Origin of the sequence: Pseudoalteromonas luteoviolacea DSM 6061, assembly GCF_001625655.1 — a bacterium.
In the GTDB taxonomy this organism is placed as follows: domain Bacteria; phylum Pseudomonadota; class Gammaproteobacteria; order Enterobacterales; family Alteromonadaceae; genus Pseudoalteromonas; species Pseudoalteromonas luteoviolacea.
The window spans coordinates 1-18637 of record NZ_AUYB01000013.1; the positions used below are offsets into that span (position 1 = coordinate 1).

4 protein-coding genes are annotated in these 18637 nt (G+C 41.0%); all 4 read right to left on the reverse strand.

The genetic code is table 11. The annotated features are described in order from the left end of the window. Nucleotides 1–6140, reverse strand: a 6140-nt coding sequence (locus tag N475_RS00510) for a non-ribosomal peptide synthetase (protein WP_155732514.1), incomplete at its 3' end; no start/stop codon positions are given. Then, a complete protein-coding gene (locus N475_RS00515; protein ID WP_063364514.1) occupies nt 6141–13871 on the reverse strand; it encodes a non-ribosomal peptide synthetase/type I polyketide synthase in 7731 nt (2576 codons plus the stop codon). Between the two features lie 109 nt (nt 13872–13980). Then, nucleotides 13981–15669, reverse strand: a complete 1689-nt coding sequence (locus N475_RS00520; protein WP_063358779.1) for a cyclic peptide export ABC transporter — start codon at nt 15667–15669, stop codon at nt 13981–13983. After that, the gene (locus tag N475_RS00525) at nt 15669–18119 is read right to left on the reverse strand and encodes a penicillin acylase family protein (RefSeq protein ID WP_063358778.1); all 2451 of its coding nucleotides are present in this window, start codon (nt 18117–18119) and stop codon (nt 15669–15671) included. The genes N475_RS00520 and N475_RS00525 overlap by 1 nt, the downstream gene beginning before the upstream one ends. Nucleotides 18120–18637: the final 518 nt, after the last annotated feature.

Below are 18637 nucleotides of genomic sequence, written 5' to 3' on the forward strand. Positions count from 1 at the left end.
CGCGCCGTGTCATTCAATGCGACAAAATCAGCACTTGCTTGTTCATCAAGTAGCGAGATATGCGCAGCATATTCGACATTAGGTAATTGAGATAACGTCCTAAGAAAAGCAGTTAAGATTGAGGTAACGTGTCCACTGCTCAATTCTTCGGCAAAGTAATTACACGAAAAATCTAAAGACTCATTATCATTAATTTCTAATACAAGTGGATAGGTATCTCTGATATCTACTTCAACTTTTTCAACTTGTAACCCAGTTCCAGCTTGCTCACCTGCGCCAAGCGGATAATTTTCAAAAACAAGCAACGTGTCAAACAACTCAGTTCCCAGCATGGCCTGTTTTTGAATATCTAATAAAGGTAAATAACCAAAAGATTGGCTTGTATTAAACTGTTGATGAAGCTGTTCAATAACCTCTGACAACGTTCCTTCTAGTCCCGAAACGCGTACAGGAATGTTATTTATGAACAACCCAACCATGGTTTCAACACTAGGGATTTGAGCAGGTCGACCAGAAATAATAGCGCCAAAAATTGGGCTCTCATTCCCTGTTAGACGTTGCAGTACAATCCCCCAAGCAACTTGAATTAAAGTATTCAAGGTTGTTTTTTGCTTTTTAGCGAATGTCCTTAAAGCCTCTGAGCTAGTGCTATCTAACGATATTTTTTTACTCGCATGAATACGTTTAGCCCCCGGTGTCTGGCTTTTATCAGAAACAAAAGTAGCCTCGTCTACACCTTCCAAGTAACTTTGCCAGTACTGCTTGGCTGCGTCCGCATCTTGGTTTTGATACCAGCGAATATAATCCTCAAACTCTGCGTTCGGCTTCGATGGTTGCTGACTATTCCCCAACAGAGCGCCATAACTTTGTAATACGAAGTGATATACTTGAGGCATTGACCAACCATCCAAAAGCATATGGTGATGGCTCCAAAGTACCTGATATTTGTTTGCGCCTAATTTCAGCACGCTCACTTTCATTACAGAAGGGGTCTCGACATCAAGCCCCTGGCTCTTTTCGTTTTGGCGCAATTGAACAAAATCTGCAGTTTGCTGATCAGTTGACTTTGTACTCCAATCCTCTTCAAGCCATTTCAAATGTGCAGTTTCAGCAACCAGCTGATGTAGTACACCTTCAATGTCAATAAATGCGGTTCTGAGTATATCGAACTGCTGAACAGCTAACTCCCATGCCTGCTTAAATAAAGCAATATCAAGATCACCGCAGATGGTTGGGAACACCTGGGTTACATAAGAAGATTTATCAATTAAATCATGGAAGTACATACCTTGCTGCATAGAAGTTGCAGGGTATAACTTACTAATATTAAAGCGTGCCTGTAATTCATTGAGTTGTTCAAATGAAACTGTTGCAAGAGGGAAATCAATAGGTGTAAATACGCTTTTCTCAATCGAAACACAGTGATTGATAACATCTTGTAAGCTTTCTTTAATACAAATACTTAATCTAGAAACGGCTTCTTGGCTAAGTACACTACGATCATAGCCGAAAGAGAAACGAAGCTGTCCATCTAGTACTAACCCATTTATTTCCAATGCATACAATAATGCACACGCTTCACCAATTGCTCGGCCTGTAGATTCAGATGCGATTTGAAATACACTGTCTGCTGCCAATGCTTGATCAAACTGACCCAAATAATTAAACATAATTTGAGGCCCGTCACTACTTTCAAGCTCAGACAACCCAGATTCTGGATTGAATTTGCTCAGTAACCCGTAACCAATGCCATTGTGCGGGATCTGGCGACATTGCTCTTTAATATTTGGAATAAGCTTATTGAGCTCAACACTGTCAGAGCTTAACTTAAGTGGGTATTTAGATGTAAACCACCCTACGGTTTCTGAAACACCTTGCGCCAGCTGTTCATGTTCACGGCCATGGCCTTCCATCATCACATTAAGTTCCTGACTTGAAGACCACTTCTCAAACCCCAGAAATAGACTGCAAAGTAAAAGCTCATTAATTTGAGTCAAGTAAGCTTGGTTAGAGCGAGTCAATAATGCTGTTGTTTGCTTCTCATCTAAGCTAACTTCAACCAAGGATAAATCTCTATAGGTTGAAGCTGTTGTTTCACTTTGAGCTTTTGCAATTGGCGCAGAACTCTCATTTAATTGAGATTGCCAAAATGCCGCTTGTTCAAGAATTTCTTCTGATGTGCCTTGCTCCTGCAATGCATTAGCCCAGCTTTGGAAAGACAACTGCTTATTAGCTAACACAATAGATCGATCATCTATTGCCTGTTCGTATGCAGACTCTAAATCAGAGAGCAATATACGCCACGATAATCCATCGATAACTAAATGGTGTGCAACCAAAAATAAGCGGCCAGATTCGGAACCTTTAAAATATACCATTTTAAAGACCGGGCCATCGGTTATATTGAGTGAAGCTTGGTGAAAGTTACATCTTCGCTCAATTTGTACAGCCTCATCCTCACCGCTTTCTAGCATTTCAATTAAACAAGATGCTGAAACAATATCATCGCTAAAAGGCACATAGTTTGCGTTCCATGTCTCTTGCTCACAATTGAATCGCAATCGAAGCGCATCATGACGCTGGTAAATCGCACTAAAAACATCCGCCAACACTTGATGATTAAAGTGTTGCTCTGTTTTGAGCAATACGGCTTGGTTATAGTGATTAAAGTCACCATGATTGGCTGCAAAAAATTCTTGTTGAATTGGCAGCAATACTTGCTCGCCCATAACACTTTTTTGGCTATAGCTCACCGTGTCAGCCACATTTACGACAGCAGCCAACTCTGCAATGGTTTGATTACTAATAACCTGTTGTGCAGTAAACGAAATACCATACTGTGCGGACTTAGAAACAGTTTGCAGAGATAAAATAGAGTCGCCACCTAAAGCGAAGAAGTTATCGTGGATCCCAACTCTTTCAATCTTCAGTACTTCTTGCCAAACATCAACTAAGTTTTGCTCAATTGAGTTGCGAGGAGCTTCATATTCAGAGCTATTTTGCTCTCCTATAGACGGAGTTGGCAGTGCTTTTCTGTCCAACTTACCATTGCTTGTTACTGGTAGATATTCAACCGCCATATAAGTCATCGGTACCATATGTGCCGGTAACTGACTATTTAAATGCGTCAAACAAGCCTGATAAAGCTGCTCTTCACCTTCTGAGTTAATGTCACCTTGCGGCACAATATAAGCAACGAGACTCTTATCCTGCTCATTGCCAGTGCCCGACCACACCACTACGGCAGCATCTTTTACCTCGTCCATTGCGTGTAAGGTGTGTTCGATTTCCCCTAGCTCTATCCTAAACCCTCGAAGCTTAACTTGGTCATCCATACGCCCAATATACTCAATAGCCCCAGATTTTGAGCGTTTAACTAAATCACCAGTTTTATAAAGTCGTGTACCGGAATGAGTGCTGTGGATAAACTTCTCTTCTGTAAGCGCTTCACGGTTTAGGTATCCACGAGCTAGACCAACACCACCAATATGTAACTCACCCACAACCCCATTTGGCAGCGGAACATTGTATTTGTCCAGTATATGAAGGTCGATATTTTGTATAGGCAAACCGATTGGTACCGACGACTGACCGCTGATAATTTCACACTGCCAGTTGCTCACATCGATTGCTGCTTCTGTGGGACCATATAGGTTGTGTAGCTCTGCTGAGAGAGTATTTAAAAAACGATCTTGAACGGTTACTGGCAATGCTTCACCACTGCAAAATACCTTAGTCAGTGAAGAGCATGTTGCAAACTGTTCGAATTGCAGTATTGCGCTCAGCATTGAGGGGACAAAGTGCAATGTTGTAATGCCAGATGTGTTTATTAAGTCGCATAGGTACTCTGGCTCTTTGTGACCTTCTGGCCTTGCAATAACTAATTGTGCGCCAGTAACCATTGGCCAGACAAACTCCCAAACAGATACATCAAAACTAAAAGGAGTTTTTTGCAGGACTTTATCCGTGGACGTTAATTGATATTCATTTTGCATCCAGTCAACACGGTTCACCAATGCACGGTGCTCAATTTGGACCCCCTTAGGCATACCTGTAGACCCAGATGTATAAATTACATATGCAAGGTTCGATGGTGCTAAGTCGGGAACAATAGGTTGCGTTGAGCTCTGGGAGTCTAACAGTTGGTCACATTGCGCTGAATCTAAGTAAATCCAGTTTTTATCTGCAGCTAGATCAATATTTTCAAATACTGTTTGACTGATAATCGTACTTAGACCTGTATCCTCAATTATATAGTTTAGTCTTTCTTTAGGGTACGTAAACTCTAAAGGTACATACGCGCCACCAGCTTTAAGTACAGCCCAAATTGCAACGACGAGCTCAAAAGAGCGTTGCATGTACAAACCAACTAGGGTGTCTGGTGTTACGCCAGACTCTATTAAATAATGTGCTAATCGATTTGCTTTGTCGTCCAACTCTGCATAAGTTAAAACTTGTCCTTCAAACTCCAACGCTATTGCGTTTGGTTTTTCAATCACCTGAGCATTAAATAACTCATGGATACAGACATGGTTGAATTCTACCGACTGGCCTTGACCTTCAGTAATAAGCGCTTCTAACTGTTGCGGCGCTAGCAGAGGTAACCGACCCACCTCTTGGCTGGGTTCTTGAAGAACGGCTTTGATTAACTGTAAATAGCTTCCCAATAAGCTTTGTATCGTACTTGGCTCAAATAGATCTGTGTTGTAAATCCACTTAACCTGAAGCTCATCGCCTTTTTCTACAATCGCTACCTCTAGGTCTACTTTCGCAGTGTCAGTGTCATTTACTTTCACTTCTGTATGCAAACCTGGTAACTCAATATCCTCAATCTCATTATTATTAAGGCCAAACATAATCTGAAATAACGCTGAGTGGCTTAAGCTGCGCTCAACATTTAAGTGATCTATCAGCATTTCAAATGGCACTTGCTGATGATCATAAGCTTCTAAGATTGTGGCTTTATTATTTGCGAGTAAGCTCGTAAATGGCAGCGAGGAATCAACATTGCACCTAAGTAGCAGGTTGTTTACAAAAAAGCCAATAAGCGGGTCTAAGTCTGCATGATCTCGGCCTGCGACGGGCGTACCTATTACCACATCATTGTCTAAACTATAACGACTCACCAACACAGCAAAAATGGTCTCTAACAATATAAATAAAGTGACACTTTCACGTTCACTCAAGGCTTTTAATGCTGTTGTGATTTCTCGACTTAATGGGAGGATTTCTACTGCGCCTGAATTGCTTTGAATAAGTGGGCGCTCTTTATCAATAGGTAAACTATGTAAAGCAGGCGCACCTTTCAGTTGCTGCTCCCAAAACGAAAGGTCCTTTTCCAAGGTTGCATGAGACAAGCTATTCCTTTGCCAAGCTGCAAAATCCGCATATTGAATATTGAGAGGTTGTAAAGGCGACTTTTCTCCAGCAACAAATGCTTTATAAGCAGAAGTAAATTCATGAACAAGTAACGCCAAAGACCAGCCATCACTGGATATATGGTGCTGTACAAATAGCAATTCATATTTGTTATCAGCCAGCTGTATTAGTACCACTCGCAACATTAAGTCACTATCTAAATTGAAAGCTTCTCCAGACTCTTCAGCGGTTACATTGTCAAGCTTGTCTTGTTGCCTTTGCACATCTAGATTAGACAAATCAATTACTTTTAGCGGACAAGTCGAACGCTCATTGATTTTTTGTTCGACCTCACTGCCAGTTTCATCTATGTGGTAGGTCGTTCTTAGTATTTCATGCTTTTTAACCAAGCAATCCAATGAATTTTGCAGCGCATTAAGATCTAGCAAACCATTAAGTTGTAGCGTAAACGATAGGTTATATTCACGGCTATCATTGTTGAGTTGATCTACTAACCACAACCTTTGCTGTCCATAAGATAGAGGAATTAATTGCTCTCTATCCGCCAGTTCAATTGCAGAAGATGCGTTGGTACTCGCTTCATTTTCATATGCCGACTCTACTAAGGTCGATATTATAATTTCCTTGTGCTTGGCGATTTTACTTTTCAGCTCTTCGGGAAATCCGCCGGACTCACTAAGATAGGCCAGCTTTCCGTTTTTAACATACAAAGTAATCTTATTCGCCTCTGCTTCCTTTAAAATTTCATTGACTAGTTTCACTTAGAATGTCCCCTCTTCGACCTCAATGCCATCTTGTTTTAATTGTTCTTTTTTCTCACTGAGCTGTTGTTGCATTAAGTTGTCAGTGAGTTTTGCAGCAAGTAGTTCAATTTCTGGTTGCTCAAAGAAGCACTGAATTGACAGATCCTTGCCACTTTCAGGAAAGTCTCGCTTCAACATGCTTAACGCACGTGTCGCTAATAGTGAATCTCCACCTAAATCAAAAAAGTTATCCTTTTCACCAACGTGCTCAATCCCTAGTAGCTCACTCCAATGTGCAGCTAATTTTTCGGTCACGCTATTAGAAGGCTTCACATATTTGCCCGATTTCTTTGGTCGGCTATATCGCTTTTTATCCGTACTTTGAGGCTCTTCTCCCCACACTTTTAATCTTGCTTGGAGCGACCCTGTTGAGTTGATAACTTGTGGTACAAAGCCTAACGTCAAGATTTTCTCAAATGCGGCTTGGCCTTCACTCACGCTCATCGCATAGTTGTCGACCAATGCATTACTGTAGTCTTCTCCTTCAAACGTCCATGCATCCCAATTAATGGCAGTCCATTTATGATTGCCTGTGCTATGCAGGTAGTTTGTGAAAACATCCATAAAGATGTTGGCACTTGCATATGCGCCATAACCTAGACCACCTAGTTGGGATGAAAGAGATGACATTAGAAGACAAAAGTCTATCGATTTGCCGTTAAGAAGCGCATCGAGCACTAGTACGCCTTTAACTTTGCTTTGGTACTGTTCACGAAAACTCTCTGTCGACATAGACTGTAGTGAAGCCATCGCGCCATGTAATTTACCTGCACAATGAATAACACCGTTGACTGCACCAAATTGAGACTCAACCCTCTCAAATACCTGTGTCATGCGTTCCAAATCATCAACACTGGCACAATGCGTACTTACCGAAGATCCCATCTTCTCCAGCGCTTCTAATCTGAGAATTTGTTCTTTAAATTGACTTGAATCTGATGAAGCATCGGTCAATGATGACCACTCATCACGAGCAGGAAATTGCGTTCTAGATACAAAAGCAATATGCACGCCTTGTTGTTTTGAAGATATATACTCAGCCAACGCTAACCCCATCTTCCCAAGGCCACCCGTAATTAGATACACACCACTATCACGCAACCTTGTATTCTGTGCAGCGTGCTTTTGTAACTGATAAGATTCAAACCTCTCAACCCATCTATTCCCAAGGCGGATTGCTACCGTTGGCACCCTCTCTGCTTGTTTAAACTCAACCTCCAGCTGCCCGGCACACCAATCTGCGACTGAAGCAGTTGCGCAGGTATGTACAAAACTGACCATTGAAATATCAATTAGGTGGCAGTGTATTTGCGTGAATTCTTGAGAGATTGTTTTGCAAAGGCCAACAACTGGTGCCAAGGCTGGTCGAATATCTTCATATCCAGCTACACGATATACATGACTAGTTATCACATCCAAGACTGTGTTGTTCTCTGGCTGATGTTTAACCAGTGATTGCGTTATTCCGAGTAAGCTATATGTGGTTAATGTCTGACATGTGTCAAAATCCAACTCTGACTGTTCAAAGTCCAGATCCAAGCTCCACAAATGTGCGATATGGTCAAAGGTGCAATGGCTATTTGCAAAAATTTCAAACAAAGCATCGTAATCGGAGCCAATATCAACGGTAAATTGATTATCACTTAATCTTTGAGTTCCATTACCTGCAAAAACTAATGTTACATTGTGGCCCTGTGCACTCAACTGGTCCGCCAACTTTTTCGCAACCCCTTTTGTGTCAGCAAAAAGAAGCCATTGTTTGCTTGCATTAGATAGTGCTGTAGTTTCCACTAACGCTTTTTGGCTCTGCCACTGAGAAGCATAGAACCAGCTAGCTATTGGGCTTTTTTGATTAATTGCAGTACCTTGCTTGTGCTGAGTCGTATTTCTCTCCAACCAATATGTATGTCTTTCAAACGGATAAGTAGGCAAAGCAATACGATATCGCGTACCTTCATTTTGTACTTTTTGCCAATTTAACTCCGTACCGCTTTCCCACAATTTACCTAACAACTTAAGTATGACTGAATCATCATCGCCAGCGGCTTTGGGGTGCCTCATGCTATTAAAAATATTACAGTTTTTTGAACTGCTATTTTTTCTAACCATAGAAGAAAGCGCATTACCTGGACCGATTTCGATAAAGTTTAATGTGTTAGATACGAACGCTTCATCATTGATTATGTGCTCTACACCGTTAAAAAATTGAACCGTGCCACGCAAATGTTTAACCCAATAATCTGCGCTCATAACTTCATCAGCGCTGATATATTGGCCAGTCACGTTTGATACATACTTTACTGTAGGTGGCTGGAATGACAGCTCACTGACAACGGCTTTGAAAGCGTCTAAAATCCCATCCATCATTCGACTGTGAAAAGCGTGGGAAGTAACCAAAGGTCGATATTCGATATCTCGCTCAGCTAATGCATCACTTAGCCGCTGAATATTAAGTGCCTCACCAGCAACGGTGCATAATGCCGAGCCATTTATCGCCGCTAAATCACATCCCGTAGTTTTAATGAGTGATGCGATAGATTCAGCAGAAACGGCAACAGAAAGCATACGACCAGCTTCTGCTCCTTGCATTAATTTAGCTCTTGCACATACGAGCTTAACGCTCTCTTTTACAGAGAGGACAGACGCGATACATGCAGCCACATATTCGCCTAAACTATGGCCAATCATGAGATCAGGTTTAATACCCCAGCTTTCGAGTAGTTTTACTATTGCAAACTCCACCGCAAACAGTGCTGGCTGTGCGATTAAAGTTTGACTCAACTTACTGGAAGCATCTGGATCTTCAGAGAAGATACAGTCTCTGATATCTTCTCCGATTTCCTCCTTAATAAGCTCGGCACATTGATCAAATGACGCGCGAAATATGGCTTGCTGCTCATATAAACCTTTTCCCATAGCAAGGTGTTGACTACCTTGCCCAGAGAACATAAATACATTTGCAGTGCGTTTTTTAGGCTGTTCTAGTTGATACCCTTTCGCCGCGTCGAGCTTTGTAAGCTGTTGATGAGCGTCAGATATGCTCTGCGCGACCAATGATATTCTGTGACGGAAACCTGTTCTGCCATTACTGAGAGTGTGGGCAATATCACTCAAAGATTCTGAATCAGCATTTGATAAGTAGTCAGCTAAGTTTTCAATCTGGTCTTGTAACGTATTTTCAGACATAGCGGAAAGCACAATAAGCTCTTTTGAGTCTGCTGTATCACGCTCTGGTTCAGGTGCCTCTTCCAAAATAACATGGGCATTTGTTCCCCCAATACCAAAGGAGCTGATACCTGCTCTTCTCGGCTTTCCTAAATCATCCCAATCTTTAACCTCCGTATTCACATAAAAAGGTGTATTCTCGAAATCAATCATTGGGTTAGCTGTTTCGAAGTTAATTGTTGGAGGTAACTGCTTATTTTTTAGGGCCATAACCGTTTTGATGACACCTGCAATCCCCGCAGCAGCATCAAGGTGACCAATGTTGCTTTTTACTGCACCGAGTGCACAGCGCTCAGCTGTGGAAACACCAAATGCATCGCTCAACGCTTTTATTTCGATAGGATCCCCAACGACAGTGCCCGTGCCATGCGCTTCTACATAGCCGATATCCGAAGCAGAAACACCAGCAAACTTAAGCGCACTGCGGATAACCTTTGATTGGCCTTTGATACTAGGCGCTGTAAAACCAGCTTTATCACCGCCATCGTTGTTTATAGCAGAGCCTTTAATAACAGCATGAATTGTATCCTTGTCCGCAAGCGCTTTTTGCAACGGCTTTAATAAAACTAACCCGGCACCATCTCCCCAACGAGTTCCACTGGCATTTTGGTCAAACGCGCGACAGTGGCCATCTTTTGAGTTAATTGCACCTTCTTGATATACATACCCTTCAGCTTCAAATAAAGACAATCTAGAAGCACCTGCTAGAGCCATGCTGCATTCGCCACGCATTAAACTCATACATGCTTGATGGATAGCAACAAGAGAAGTAGAGCAGGCTGTAGAAATATTTGTGCTTGGCCCTGTCAAATTCAATTTATACGACAAACGTGTTGCTGGAAAATCTCGTTCATTGCTTTGAAAGTAAGCCATGCGGTCCGGACCAAACACATCACTGGAGCTCATGACGTTTTTAAATAGGTAGGTATTTACACCAACACCGACATGCACACCCACATTTTGTGGTTGGGCTAAGTCTCCATATCCCCCCATTTCGAGCGCTTCAACCGCACACTCCAACAATAGCCTATGTTGCGGATCTAAAATTTCCGCTTCTCTCGGTGTAAAATGAAAGAAATCCGCATCAAACTCTTTCACGTTCTCCAGTACAACGCCTTTTTTCACGTAGTTTGGATTGTTTATTAAACTCTCTTCTACGCCAGCTGCCAGTAACTCTTCATCTGAAAATGTACTCAGGCTCTCCTTACCTTGTACAATGTTTTCCCAAAATGAATTCACATCTTTTGCACCAGGAAAACGTCCAGCTAAGCCAATTATTGCGATATCGTCTTGAATAAAGTCCGAGGTATCTAACTGACAATCAGATTCAACTTCTCCCTGACTTGGCTTTTCACCAATGAACCTTGCCAACTGTTCAATCGTCGTATGCTCGAACATGTCAACTAAAGATACTTGATAGGGCGTTTTTTGAGTTATTAAGGTTTGTACTTTACCGTAAAGCAATGAGTTTCCACCTAAGTCAAAAAAGCTGTCGGAAACACCTACTTTTTCAACCTGTAGCACCTCTTGCCAAATTCCACATAATTGTTGCTCGATAGCTCCTTTTGGTGCTTCGTATTGCTCATGTAACTGTGCACTGACATCTATTTCAGGCAAAGCTTTCTTATCGACCTTACCATTTGGTGTCAGTGGGACTTCCGATATGGAAACATAAAATGATGGCACCATGTAATGTGGTAAGCAGGCATTTAAGCTTGAACGTAAATACTTGCTGATGGACTTGTGCTGCGCATCAATTTGATTGTTAACCACTACATATGCGGCAAGTTGTTGTTGCCCATTGACGGTGCATGCGTTAACAACAGCACTGCTAACCACATCTAACTGCGCAAGTTGACTCTCAATCTCAGCCAGCTCAATTCGATACCCACGCACCTTGACTTGGTCATCAATCCGCCCGCCACATTCAACTTTGCCATCAGAGGTCCACCTCGCTAAATCTCCCGTTTGGTAGATGATTTTATTTTCGGCAACGGAGGCTGCTATAAATCGTTCTTTTGTTAGTTCAGGCTGTTTAAAATAGCCATTAGAAACACCTTGCCCACCGATATAGAGCTCGCCATAAGCACCAATTGGCACCGGCTTCATATCTGTATCTAAAATATAAAATTCAGTGTTATTAATTGGCTGACCAATGGAGATTTGTTCCGCATTTGTCACTTTGTCACAGCTAGACCACACCGTTGTTTCTGTTGGGCCATACATATTCCAAAGTTCGCTAACGTTTTCTAGCAGCGTATCTGCCAACTCTGAACTCAATGCTTCCCCGCCACACAGCGCTTTCAGTCCTTTTGCACCGCCCCAGCTTGGCGCAGCCAACAACATCCTCCATGTCGCAGGCGTTGCTTGCATGACTGTTATGTCATACATTTCTATCAAGCTGCGTAATGCACTACCATCTCTTACTGAGCTTTGTGGGCAGACAACTAATTCTGCACCTGTACAAAGTGGTAGGAATAATTCCAAAACATGGATATCAAAGCTGATTGAGGTAACAGCAAGTAATCGGTCAGTATGATTTAGACCTGGCTTGACAGCCATAGAACGAAGGAAATTTGAAACCGCTTTATGGCCAACTTCAACCCCTTTTGGTTTCCCAGTAGAACCTGATGTATAGATAATATATGCAGACTGGTTAGATGAATCAGACACTGATAAATCGGTAATCGCCTGAGATAAAATTATTTTTTGAGTGTCTTGATTCTCCAGTGAAATTACTGTCAAACCAGTACAATCGAATTGTATTCTTTCTTCATTGTCTGCCAAGATGATTTTCAGACCACTGTGCTCGACCATGTAAGCAAGTCTGTCATTGGGATAATCTAGGTCTAAAGGCACATAAGTAGCACCAGCTTTTGCAACAGCCAGTAGAGAAACAATCATTTGGTTAGATCGCGCAACACTCACCCCTACGAGCGTCCCAGCTTGCACACCTTGAGACTGAAGGTAATGTGCTAACTGATTAGCTTTATGATTCAGCTCTTTATAAGTGAGTGCTTCTTGATTGAAACGAGTCGCTACTTTGTCGGGGTGACTTTCAACCTGCTGTTCAAAGAGTTGATTAAAAGTTTGCTCAGAATCATAGCTAACGGTTGTATCATTCCAATTGACCAAAATATCTTTTTGCTCGCTTTGCGGCATGACGTCAATTTCAGCAATTTTGTTGTCTAAACCTATTTGCGAAATTTGCTCTAGCAAATGCAATAATCGCAACTCTAACAGAGAGATATCTGATTCATTGAAATACGCTAAGTTGTAGTCTAGTTGAAGCTCAAGTAACTGCTCTTGACCATAGTCCCAAACATTCACCATCAAAGGCGTTGATTCATGTTGATGGCTAACGTAAACCAGATCTGCTTCATGGCCTTCAATTTCTAATTGGCTATCAAACTTGAGAAAGTTGAATCCAATATCATATATCTCGCCACTAAACCCAGTCTCCGATAAATCATTACTGATGTGACCAATTGGGTATCTTTGGTGCCTCAAACTACTTTTCTGGCAATCTGCAATTTCCCGAACCACATCGGCAACAGTCGCACCTGAACTCACTTCAATTGCTAAAGGACTAACACTGGTGAAAACACCAATCATCTGTTTTTGTTTGTGTGTTTTACGGTTGTGGTAAGGCACTCCAAGAACTAGACGGTTTTTCTTATACACTTTTGAAATATATAAAGTTACCGCAGCCATAAATAGCTGTGGTAATGTCACTGACAAATCAGCTGCCAGCGCAGTTAACTGTTTAAATAATCTAGTTTCAATCGCAACCGTTTTACGCTGACTGCGCGCTAAATTGGCTTTGGCAAACTGTGTCTGATAGCTTGGAGCAAACACCTGTTCAGGATGATGTTTAAGCTGATTACTCCAATATGTTTGGTCAGCAGAATACTTTTTGCTTTGTTTATACTTTTCATCGGCATCTGATATTTCTTTCCAACTGCCTTGCGCACCTTGAACATCAAACTCTTCATTATAAATTTTCCCCAGTTGGCGCGCCCAATTGGAGAACCCCCACCCATCGGCCATCAAGTGATGAGCAAAGCCTACATACCAATAGCTTCCCTCTTTAATTTTTATCAAAGCTGCACGAAACAAAGGGGCATTCATATACTCAATGGGCGTCTGAAACAGTTTTGAAACCCATTGTTCAGCCAGTTCTAGCGCATTGTCATGCTCGGAGAAATCATGGAAAGGCAAATGGCTATCAACTTCATTGCCTAATGACTGAGCCACACCTGAGTCAGTATCAACAATGCGTAAACCAAAGAGTTCAAATTGCGATACCAGCTGAGCATGTGCACAGCTTAGCTTCTCAAGTTCAACCTCAGTCAGCCGAATATAGCCGCCAACGTTATACAGTGGGCTCCCCTGATATTTTACCTGATCAAGGTATATATCCATTTGCGTAAGCGTAAGTGGAAAAGTACTTTTGTTATTCATTCCATATCCTTTTAGACGTACACACCCGTACCGCTCCAAATTGGAGAGTATAAATTAGGTATGTTTACGAAATTTTATTATTACTTTTGTCGTGTTTAGCTTATGGGTACTATTGAATACCTTCTAAGATCTTATGCACCGCATCGATTTGATTTCTCTTAACTAGAGAACCGTTTTCCATCACTATCAGTTGATCAGCAACATCAAAATATCGCTCATCATGACTTATAACGATGACAGCTTTTCCTCTTCGTTTAAGATCTGGAAGTATTTGTCTGTAGAACACAGCTTTGAACTGTGGGTCTTGGTCTGCTGCCCATTCATCAAATAGGTAAATATCCCTATCTTCTAAAAAGGTAACAAGAAGTGCTAAACGTTTACGTTGTCCATCTGATAAACGTGTAGTGGAGAAGTAACCATTATCGATTGTAACTTTATCGTCCATGCCAAGCTCAGTTAGGTACTTTTGCGCAGTCTCTAACTTTTCAGGGGTGATCTCACCAAGCAAACAATCAAACAAGTAAAAGCTGGTATAGATAGCGCAAACTTGTTCACGATAACTATTAAGGTTATCAGCTGTAACAGCCTCATCATCAAACAGTACACAACCTGAAGTTGGCTGCTCATGTAGTGACAATATTTTGCTAAGTGTTGATTTACCTGAACCATTTCCACCAATGATAAAGGTTATTTGTGATTTTTTTATTTCTAACGTAATGGGGCCTAACTTGAAATCAGTATCAGCACCATAACTATATTCTATCTCAGAAAACGTCACCGTTTCCCATGGTTTAATATCTTTAATCGTTGCATTGATGTTTTCGTCTGGTAGACGATTAAACAATTCAGTCACTTTCCGATAAGAAATATTTGCAAGAGTGATATTTGGCAAAGAGTTTAAAATTGTACCAATGGGTCCAGTAATATATAGCAGGCCCATCACAACACCGACTAATGCTTGCTCGTTAACCTCATGATAGCTGACGAATATAAATGAGATCATTCCAATGACGAAAAAGCTGATCATATCGCCGTAGTTAATGGCGCTACTAACTACTGTATTACCTGATTTATCGTGTTTATTAACACTCTTTTCATGCTTAAGTAGAATATCGTTAAAGTAGCTTTCTCGTTTCTGCTCACTAAGCTTCAATTCTTTAGCGCCTTGGATCAAACCTTTAATCGATTCGTGTAGCTCATCAATTGATTGTCTGCTCTTTGAGAAGTAGCGCCCACCAATAAACATTAATAATTGGTAGCTAACACCACCAAAAAGAATCGCGAGCATTAAAAAGCCGAAAACCTCAGGGTTTAGATACAGTAGAAACCCTAGCATCCCAACAACCGTCACAATGCTAATTAGAATGTCAGGCAACATTCTTGCCCCAGTCACAATACGGCCTACATCTGTTGTAATACTAGCAATTAACTTTGGTGCGCCTACTTTTTCAAGCCCGTTTAAAGGCGCTTTCATTACGCGGTAATATGTACTTGTGCGAAGCTCACTCATCACATCAGTGGCAACTCGCATTAATAGCACTTGAGATACTGTACGAGTCACTAATATGAAAATACAAATAAAGAAAAACAAAGCAGCGAACTTATAATTAGTTATTTCGAATCCAAATAACGTATAAATATTACTAACATCTTCACGTACAGTGCCAGAAGAGCTTTTTATACCATTTAAAACAGTGGGTATAAGCAATGCATAACTAATACCAGCCACTATTCCTAACACTAAAGACAGGAATACTTTGTTAGGGGCACTTTTTACAAACAAGGCAAATAGTTTCATTATTTTTTACCTCCACCGTTTATTTCCGGTAAAAGAGTTAACAGGTGATTAGTTTGAGAAGGCTTTTCAAGTTTGAAGTATTTCACTTCTTGAAAGGGCTTAATCATATCATCGTAATGGTCACTTAATATGTTTCCAGACTGACCTGTTGAATTCATATATAAGTGTCGTTTTTCGACTTTGCCCATTGATATGATCTGCCTAAATGAAGCCCCGAAAATTTGTTGAAAGCCTTCGGATTTATCAAATCTACCCGAAGCAACATTTATCGTATTAGGTGCCCCACCATTACTAATTTCCCTGTTAAAAATAATGTCTAGTAAATTAACTCGACTAAATACAGAGTGTTCGTATGTCGTTTTCTGTAAACGACCCCACTGCCAATCGTTTGAGTTTCCTCCTACAAGTTTTGATATTTGCTCTGTTGCTGAATCTAATGAAGACAATATTAGTGAACGGCAATCTCCATCAGGCTTACACCAGTCCTGAGGTGACTGTTCTATTGCGGTTAAAACTTCTCCGTACTCAATAAGTTCAAGTTCAGACTGCAAGATAGCTTGCTTTTCATCCTCTCCCCACGAACTAGTAAAAGTATCTTTAAATAGCGCTTCACGTAGGTTTCTGACCCACATATAGAATACGGTTGCACCAATGCTATCTTGAGCCATATTGCCAGACCAGTTTTGCAACCTTTCAATAGCGTCTTTTTGAGATTCAGTCTCACCTTTAAAACCACTGAGATACTTCGCCAGTCTCACAGCGCTAATATCGATCTCATCGCCATGCATACGTTTTGTATAGTCAATATCGACTTTTTGGCCAGATGCAATTTTTTCCACAATCAGCTGCTCAATACGCTCCGCTCTTGCGGGGTGAGCCCAATCATTTGATATAAAGTAAGCGTAATTTTCATCAGCCACTTTATTATTTGCATTGATAAGGTATCCAGATTCAGGATTTAACGATGAAGGCATTTCTTCAAAAGGAATAAACCCTTTCCACTGATGGCTTTCTAACCAACCAGGTGACGGCAGTTGCCCATTTCCATGATTTCGCTTAGGGATTTTACCTATACCAATATAAGCAATGTTATTGTCCTGATCTGCATACACAATATTAAGTGCAGGCGCTACATGAAATGAAAATGCATGTTTAAATTCATCCCAGTTTTTAGCGTAGTTAGCTTTAAAGAAAGACTCATAAGACGTATCTTTAGGCATCAAAGCTGTCCATTTCAGTGCTACTGGCTGATCGATAGCACCATTCACACCTGTAATAATAGGACCATTTACACTTGTTTTTACTTCTACCTTTACAGGCTCCAGTGGGTACCTTAACGACTCTGGAAATTCAGCTTTGACATCAACTAGCTCAGTACGTGTCTCAAACTGAATCCATTCGCCTTCATATTTATACTCTGATGAATTGCTCGGGTTAAGCTGCTCTACATACAAGTCCTGAGTATCGGCCATCATATTCGTACCGCCCCAAGCAACTTGCTCATTTCGCCCAAAAATAACGACGGGCAATCCAACGAGTGTCATTCCTGTTACGTTGAGCGTAGAACCCTTAAGACTAGCTACATACCATGGTGAAGGTAACTGCAACCCTAAATGAGGGTCATTGGCAAGTAGAGGAGCGCCGTTAGCTGTATGTTCCCCAGATATAACCCATGCATTACTGCCAACATACTTACCGCCAATTTTTAGGTTCTTTTCAATATTGAGGTTGTTTTGCAAAAGCGCAGTGAGGGAGTCAATTGAATGTTGTTTGAGATAAGAAACGGTGACTGGGGCACCCTTTGGATAGTCGCCGTAGATTTGTGAGCGCTGCTCCTCACTCATTTTATTTATACTTAGAGAATTGGCTAGTTCAACGGACAAATTCCCTGATAAATTAAGTGCAAATACTTTTATCCACGCTAAGGAGTCATACTCGGTCCATTTTTCTGGCGTTATTCCCAGTACTTCAAACTCAACTGGCAATTGTGGTTTAGCTTCAAGCCAAGCATTAATTCCGGCAGCATAAGATGTTAAAGATGCTTTTGCGTTGGGACTTAATACTTCCCAAGATGATTTGGCAGCTCTATCTAAGCCTAATGTGCGCATCCAAGCATCATAAGGCACCGTGTCTGTGCCAAATACTTCACTGAGCCGGCCTTGAACTATACGCCGCTGGAATTCGAGCTGCCACATCCTGTCTTGGGCATGAGCATACCCCAAAGCAAAATATGCATCCTCATTTGTTTCAGCATTTATATAAACAATGCCATCTTCGTCACGAGATACCTTAACTGAGTTAGTGAGCCCCGTAACATATGATTCCCCTGTTGATTTGGGAAGTGATTGCCCTATGTACCATGCAGACATCAGTAACAAGACAATTATCGGCAAAAATACAAACAACCCGAACCTGATTAGGATCGGGTGCCCTCCTGATGAAGAGTTCATTAGTCTTTCCTTAGTATAATTTTTATATCTTTATTTTATATTTATTATATTTATTGGGCCGATGAGCTAATTTGCATCTTCAATACATAAGCATTCTTCATCCTGAAGAATACCGAATTGTGTCTCATCGTTATTTGAATAATAACGATGAGACACAATTCATACAACTCACCCTATCCCAATTCTCACATTATAAACATTGGATACATTAACTCAATAATAAATCACATTTTTATGACGAAATTAAGTGAGGTTTTGTTAAAAAACGCAATCGTTCAAATTTCATCCAGCCATTTGATTGTAAGCATATCTGTTGAATCTTTTATGAATAAAAAGCAGGTTCACAATAAGTTAAAAGCTGAAATATAAATAAAAATTATGCCTTTTGATAAGGTTAGCCGCTGTAAAATCCATTGCGGCACAACTCTTTAATAGAGAAATAGGCATTTTCTTGGGCCTTGCTTAGCCGTATATATTTCTATTCAGTTATTGTTTTATTTATTTCAAGTTTAAGTTGA

Bases quoted from the DNA above. Each gene is read 5' to 3' on its own strand.
- N475_RS00525 (WP_063358778.1), bottom strand. From the start codon at position 18,119: ATGAACTCTTCATCAGGAGGGCACCCGATCCTAATCAGGTTCGGGTTG.
- N475_RS00515 (WP_063364514.1), bottom strand. From the start codon at position 13,871: ATGAATAACAAAAGTACTTTTCCACTTACGCTTACGCAAATGGATATA.
- N475_RS00520 (WP_063358779.1), bottom strand. From the start codon at position 15,669: ATGAAACTATTTGCCTTGTTTGTAAAAAGTGCCCCTAACAAAGTATTC.